Raw genomic sequence first — 6,419 nt, 5'->3', positions numbered from 1 at the left:
TTCGTCGAGTACGACATCCAGGGCAGCCCGACCTCGGCGCCGGCGCCGCGCAACGACGTGATCCAGCTCAAGCGCGGCTGGTACCGTCCCGACGGCCGTCCGTGGGACGGCGGCACGCTGCAGACCGGCGACATGCTGGTGGTCTGGGTGCAGGCCAGCGCCAACCAGAACATCCCTGACGGGCTGCTGGTGGACCGTGTGCCGGCCGGTTTCGAGGTCGAGAACCTGAACCTGTCGCAAAGCCCCGAGATGCAGGACTGGTCCATTGGCGGACGCCGCGTGGCCGATGCCATGGCCGATCCCAACATCAAGCACCGCGAGTTCCGCGACGACCGCTATGTGGCCGCGGTGGCGCTGGGACGCGGCAAGGTGGACGTGTTCTACCTGGTGCGCGTCGTGACGCCGGGCCGCTACGCGGTGCCGTCGACGGTGGCCGAAGACATGTACCGGCCGGAAATCCGGGGCGTGGGCGAGCAATGGAGCACGGTAGAGATCCGCGACCGCGGCGCCAAGCGTCCTTGAACGCCGCCGTCCCCCCGGCGGCGGGCGCCTCGCGCGCGCGCCGCTGGCGGCGGCGGGGAATCTTCGCGGCCAGCGCGTTGTTTGCGCTGGCCGCGTTGCTATTCACGCTGGACCGCCTGTACCCCCTGCCGCCCGTGGATTCGGGCGGCGCGGCCGTGGTCGTCGCCGCCGACGGCACGCCCTTGCGCAACTATCCCAGCCGCGACGGGATCTGGCGCTACCCGGTCAAGCCGGACCAGGTGTCCGAACGCTACCTGGAAACGCTGTTGACCTACGAAGACCGCTGGTTCTACTGGCATCCGGGCGTGAACCCAGTGGCCCTGGCGCGCGCCGGCTGGCAATGGGCCACGAACCGCCGCATCGTGTCGGGCGGGTCGACCCTGACGATGCAGGTTGCGCGGCTGATCGATCCGGAGCTGGCCGGCAAGCCCTCGCGCTCCATTTCCGCCAAGCTGCGCCAGGCCTGGCGCGCCGTCCAGCTGGAGATGCATTACAGCAAGGACGAGATCCTGTCGCTGTACCTGACCCACGCGCCGATGGGCGGGATCGTGGAGGGCGTGGAAATGGGTTCGCGCCTGTGGCTGGGCAAGCCCGCCCGGGACCTGAGCCCCGCCGAGGCCGCGATGCTGACCGCCTTGCCGCAGGCGCCGTCGCGGCTGCGGCCCGACCGTCACCCGGAGGCCGCGCAGGCCGCGCGCGACAAGGTGCTGGACCGCATGGTCGAGCTGGGCCGGTGGACGCTGGCCGAGGTGGCGGACGCCAAGATCGAGCAGGTGGTGGCGCCGCCGCTGCGGGCGCGCTGGCTGGCGCCCCTGGCCGCGCAGCGGCTGCTGCAGGAGGCCGGCGCGAAGCGCCCGGGCTCGCGGCGCCCCGGCGAGCGCCCGGCCCTGGTGGCCTCCACCCTGGACGCCGACATGCAGGCCTCGGTGGAGCGCATGCTGCTGGACCGCGTGGACGGCCTGCCGCCCAAGGTGTCGATGGCGGTGCTGGTGATGGACAACGACACGCTGGAGGTCAAGGCGTACGCCGGCTCCGCCGATTTTTCGGACGATACCCGTTATTCCCACGTGGACATGGTGCGCGGCGTGCGTTCGCCGGGCTCGACGCTCAAGCCCTTTCTGTACGCGCAGGCGCTGGACGAGGGCCTGATCCATTCCGAAAGCCTGCTGATTGACGCGCCCATGTCTTTCGGCGGCTACGCGCCAGGGAATTTCCAGGCGACGTTCTCGGGGCCAGTCAGCGTGGCCCAGGCGCTGCAGCGGTCGCTGAACGTTCCCGCCGTGGACCTTCTGGACCGGGTCGGGCCCGCCCGGTTCGCCTCGGTCATGCTGGCCGGAGGGGTGTGGTTACGATTGCCCGCCGGCGCGCAGCCGAATTTGAGCTTGATTTTGGGCGGGGGCGGCACCACATTGGAAGAACTGGTCGGCGCTTACCGGGCCCTGGCCCGGGGCGGCGTTTCAGGGCGTCCCCGCCTGAGGACGGAGCAGCCGATGGTCGAGTCCCGTATGATGAGCCCTGGGGCGGCCTGGATCGTCCGCGATATTCTGGAGGGCGGCGGGCACCCCGACCGGCCGTTCTACCAGTCGGGCAGCCCGGGCCGGCAACTTGCCTGGAAAACCGGGACGAGTTTCGGATTCCGGGACGCCTGGGCCGTCGGAGTGACCGACAGATGGACGCTAGGCGTCTGGGTCGGGCGTCCCGACGGCACGCCCAATCCGGGTTTTTTCGGGGCGAACGTGGCGGCGCCGCTGCTGCAGGATATCGTGGCGGCCTTGCCGGAAGGCGTGCAGCAGGTCCGCGTCAGGCCCGAAACGGTGCAGGCGGCCGTGATCTGCTGGCCGCTGGGTTACAAGCTGGGCAGCGTGCCGTCCGGCATCTGCCCGGAGCAGCGCGCGGCGTGGATCCTGAATGAAACGGCGCCGCCGTCGTTCGCGGGCTATGCCGACGCCTCGCAGGGGCCATTGCGCCTGCAGGGCGTCGCGGCGGGTTCGGTGCTCAGGCCCGTGCCCGGCGGACGCCAGGTGGCGCTGGACGTGGATGTGCAAGGAGCCGAAGGCGAAGTATGGTGGATGCTAGACGGGCGCGTCGTCAATCATGGCGCGCCGGATCATCCATTCAAATTAGTGCTGGCCGGCAACGGCCGGTATACGCTTACAGTCATGGATGCGCATGGGCGCCACGATAGTGTGGTTTTTGAAATCGCTGGCGTTACGCCATGATCGGCATAGAATATGAATCGTGTATTTGACCGCTTCGATGCGTCACGGAGGAAGCGTGATTTCTCAAGAGCTTGAAGTCAGCCTGCATATGGCTTTCGTCGAGGCCCGTTCGGCCCGGCACGAATTTATTACCGTCGAGCACCTGCTGTTGTCGCTGCTCGACAACGCTTCGGCTGTCGAGGTCCTGCGCGCCTGCGCTGCCAACCTGGATGAATTGCGCCGCAACCTGCGCCAGTTCGTCTCGGAAAACACGCCCGTGATTCCGAGTGGCGCCGAAGTCGACACCCAGCCCACGCTGGGATTCCAGCGCGTGATCCAGCGCGCGATCATGCACGTATCGGCGGGAGGCACCGGCAAGAAGCCGGTTACCGGCGCGAACGTGCTCGTGGCCATTTTCGGCGAAAAGGATTCGCATGCCGTGTACTACCTGCAGCAGCAGGGCGTCACGCGGCTGGACGTCGTCAACTTCCTTTCGCATGGCATTACCAAACAGCCACAGGTGGAGTCCGCCGCCGTGCAGAAAGAGCAGCAGACCAATGGTGAAGAGCAGGGCGAATCGCGCCAGTCGCCGCTTGATCAGTACGCTACCGACCTGAACGCGGCCGCGCTGGCCGGGCGCATCGATCCCCTGATCGGCCGCGAGCACGAGGTCGAGCGGGTGATCCAGGTGCTGTGCCGCCGCCGCAAGAACAATCCGCTGCTGGTCGGCGAGGCCGGCGTGGGCAAGACGGCGATCGCCGAAGGCCTGGCCTGGCGCATCACGCGCGGCGAGGTGCCCGAGGTCCTGCAGGCCGCCCAGGTCTATTCGCTGGACATGGGCGCGCTGCTGGCGGGCACCAAGTACCGCGGCGATTTCGAGCAGCGCCTGAAGGGCGTGCTCAAGCAGATCCGCGGCAATCCCGACGCCATCCTGTTCATCGACGAAATCCATACGCTGATCGGCGCCGGTTCGGCCTCGGGCGGCACGCTGGACGCGTCCAATCTCTTGAAGCCGGCCTTGTCGTCCGGGCAGCTCAAGTGCATCGGCGCGACCACCTACACGGAATACCGGGGCGTCTTCGAGAAAGACCACGCGTTGTCGCGCCGCTTCCAGAAGATCGACGTGCCCGAACCCAGCGTGGAGCAGACCGTGCAGATCCTGCGCGGCCTGAAGAGCCGCTTCGAGGAACACCACAGCGTCCGCTACTCGGCCGCCGCGCTGTCGGCCGCCGCGGAGCTGTCGGCGCGCTTCATCAATGACCGCCACCTGCCGGACAAGGCCATCGACGTGATCGACGAGGCCGGCGCCGCGCAGCGCCTGCTGCCGCGCTCGCGCCAGAAGAAGGTGATCGGCAAGGTGGACATCGAGAACATCGTGTCCAAGATTGCGCGCATTCCGCCGCAGTCCGTCTCCAACGACGACCGCAGCAAGCTGGCCACGCTGGAACGCGACCTGAAAACGGTGGTCTTCGGGCAGGACAACGCCATCGAGGCCCTGTCCGCCGCCATCAAGATGGCGCGTTCGGGCCTGGGCAAGCCGGAAAAGCCGATCGGCGCCTTCCTGTTCTCCGGTCCCACCGGCGTGGGCAAGACCGAAGTGGCCCGCCAACTGGCGTTCACGCTGGGCGTCGAGCTGCTGCGCTTCGACATGTCCGAATACATGGAGCGCCACGCTGTGTCGCGCCTGATCGGCGCGCCTCCGGGCTACGTCGGGTTCGACCAGGGCGGGCTGCTGACCGAGGCCATTACCAAGCAGCCGCACTGCGTGCTGCTCCTGGACGAGATCGAAAAGGCGCATCCGGATGTGTTCAACATCCTGCTGCAGGTGATGGACCACGGTACGCTGACCGACAACAACGGCCGCAAGGCGGACTTCCGCAACGTCATCCTCATCATGACGACGAACGCGGGCGCCGAGACCTTGAACCGTCCGTCCATCGGCTTCGCGAATTCGCGCGTGGTGGGCGACGAAATGGCCGAAATCCGCCGCATGTTCACGCCCGAGTTCCGCAACCGCCTCGACGCGATCATCCCGTTCGCGGCGCTGGACCGCGAGATCATCCTCCGCGTGGTGGACAAGTTCCTCATGCAGCTCGAAGACCAGCTGCACGAGCGCCGCGTGGAAGCGATCTTCACCACGCGCCTGCGCGAGCATCTCGCCAAGGAGGGGTTCGATCCGCTCATGGGCGCGCGTCCCATGCAGCGCCTCATCCAGGACACCATCCGGCGCGCGCTGGCCGACGAGCTGCTGTTCGGCAAGCTGGTCGAGGGCGGCACGGTCACGGTGGATCTGGACGACGAAGGCAAGGTGACGCTGAGCTTCGACGACAGCGGCAAGCCGCCGTCCTCGGATGCGCCCGACAAGCAGGAAGTCGAACTGGTCGATTAGGCAAGGGCCTGCCTCCCCCATGACCGCGGACCGCCAGCCGCTGATCGAGTGCGAACACTGCGCAAGCATCTATCGCCGGCATCAGCTCGAACCTGGCGAGACCGCCAATTGCGCCCGCTGCGGCGCCATTCTATGGCGCTACAGCGGGCTGACTTTATCCAATTGGCTGGCGCTCGCCATTGCCGCCCTGATCATCTTCGGGGTGGCCAACGCCTATCCTGTCGCCTCCATGTCCGTGCAGGGCATGACGCAGCAGGCATCGCTGCTGGACGCCATTTCCATCACCTGGCGCCAGGGGCATTGGGTGGTGGCGGTAATGACCGGCATGGCCGGTTTCGCGCTTCCGCTGCTGCAGCTGACCGTCCTGCTTTGGGTGCTGGGTCCCTTGTCGCAGGGCCGCGAGCCCGCGGGGTTCCGGCCCGCGATGCGGTTTCTGGGCCTGCTGCGGCCCTGGTGCATGGTGCCGGTGTTCCTGCTGGGCGTGCTGGTGGCCGTGGTGAAGCTGGCCGGCATGGCGGCGGTGTCGCCCGGCATCGGGCTGGGCGCCTTCGGCGTCCTCACCATTCTCCTGACCATGCTGGGCCGGCTGTCGCCGCACGTATTGTGGCGCTATGCCGAAAGCGTGGGCGTGGTGCCCGTGCACGTGCCCGAGGCCGGGCCCGGCCAGATCCTGACGGGCTGTCACGTCTGCGGCCAGGTGCAGGCCCTGGCGCGCGAAGCCGACGAAGAGGCCGAGCACCATTGCGTGCGCTGCGACGCGCTGGTGCATTACCGCAAGCCCGACCACCTGGCGCGCACCTGGGCGCTGCTGCTGGCCGCCGTGGTGTTCTATATTCCCGCCAACGTGCTGCCGGTGATGAAGGTCAGTTCCGTGCTGGGCGATAGCGCCCATACGATCCTGGGCGGCGTGGTCGAATTGTGGGAAATGGGGTCCTGGGACATCGCGCTGATCGTCTTCATCGCCAGCGTGGCCGTGCCGCTCACCAAGCTGCTCGCGCTCATCCTGCTGCTGCTCACCGAACAATGGCGCAGCACGACCAACCTGCGTCCGCGCACCCGGCTGTACCAAATGGTCGAGTTCATCGGCCAGTGGTCGATGCTGGACGTTTTTGTCGTTATATTGCTTGCGGCGCTGGCGGATTTCCAGGGCTTGATGGAGATCAGCGCCGGCGCGGGCGCGGCGGCGTTCGGGGTGGTCGTGATCCTGACGATGCTGTCCGCCATGAGCTTCGACCTGCGCCGCAGCTGGGACCTCGAAGGGCAAAGTGAAATAGAATCAGCGCCGGTCGAAGGCCGGCGTCGGGGGGGGG

General features: G+C 67.5%; 3 protein-coding genes and 1 pseudogene. All 4 read left to right on the top strand.

All coding sequences use genetic code 11. The features are described 5' to 3' along the window. Positions 1-522, top strand: a pseudogene (locus tag ACN6PJ_RS30825) (alpha-2-macroglobulin family protein); the annotation flags it as partial. Continuing rightward, positions 519-2,741, top strand: coding sequence for a penicillin-binding protein 1C (gene pbpC, locus ACN6PJ_RS30820; RefSeq protein WP_427999446.1), 2,223 nt, complete (start codon positions 519-521; stop codon positions 2,739-2,741). The pseudogene ACN6PJ_RS30825 and the gene pbpC, both read left to right, overlap by 4 nt. 55 nt (positions 2,742-2,796) lie before the next feature. Beyond that, the gene (clpA, locus tag ACN6PJ_RS30815) at positions 2,797-5,109 is read left to right on the top strand and encodes an ATP-dependent Clp protease ATP-binding subunit ClpA (RefSeq protein ID WP_427999445.1); all 2,313 of its coding nucleotides are present in this window, start codon (positions 2,797-2,799) and stop codon (positions 5,107-5,109) included. A gap of 19 nt (positions 5,110-5,128) precedes the next feature. After that, a partial coding sequence (locus tag ACN6PJ_RS30810; protein WP_427999444.1) for a paraquat-inducible protein A occupies positions 5,129-6,419 on the top strand: 1,291 nt, incomplete at its 3' end.

The organism is Achromobacter sp. (assembly GCF_050285585.1).
GTDB lineage: Bacteria > Pseudomonadota > Gammaproteobacteria > Burkholderiales > Burkholderiaceae_B > Achromobacter.
This window is presented reverse-complemented; position numbering and strand designations above follow the sequence as displayed.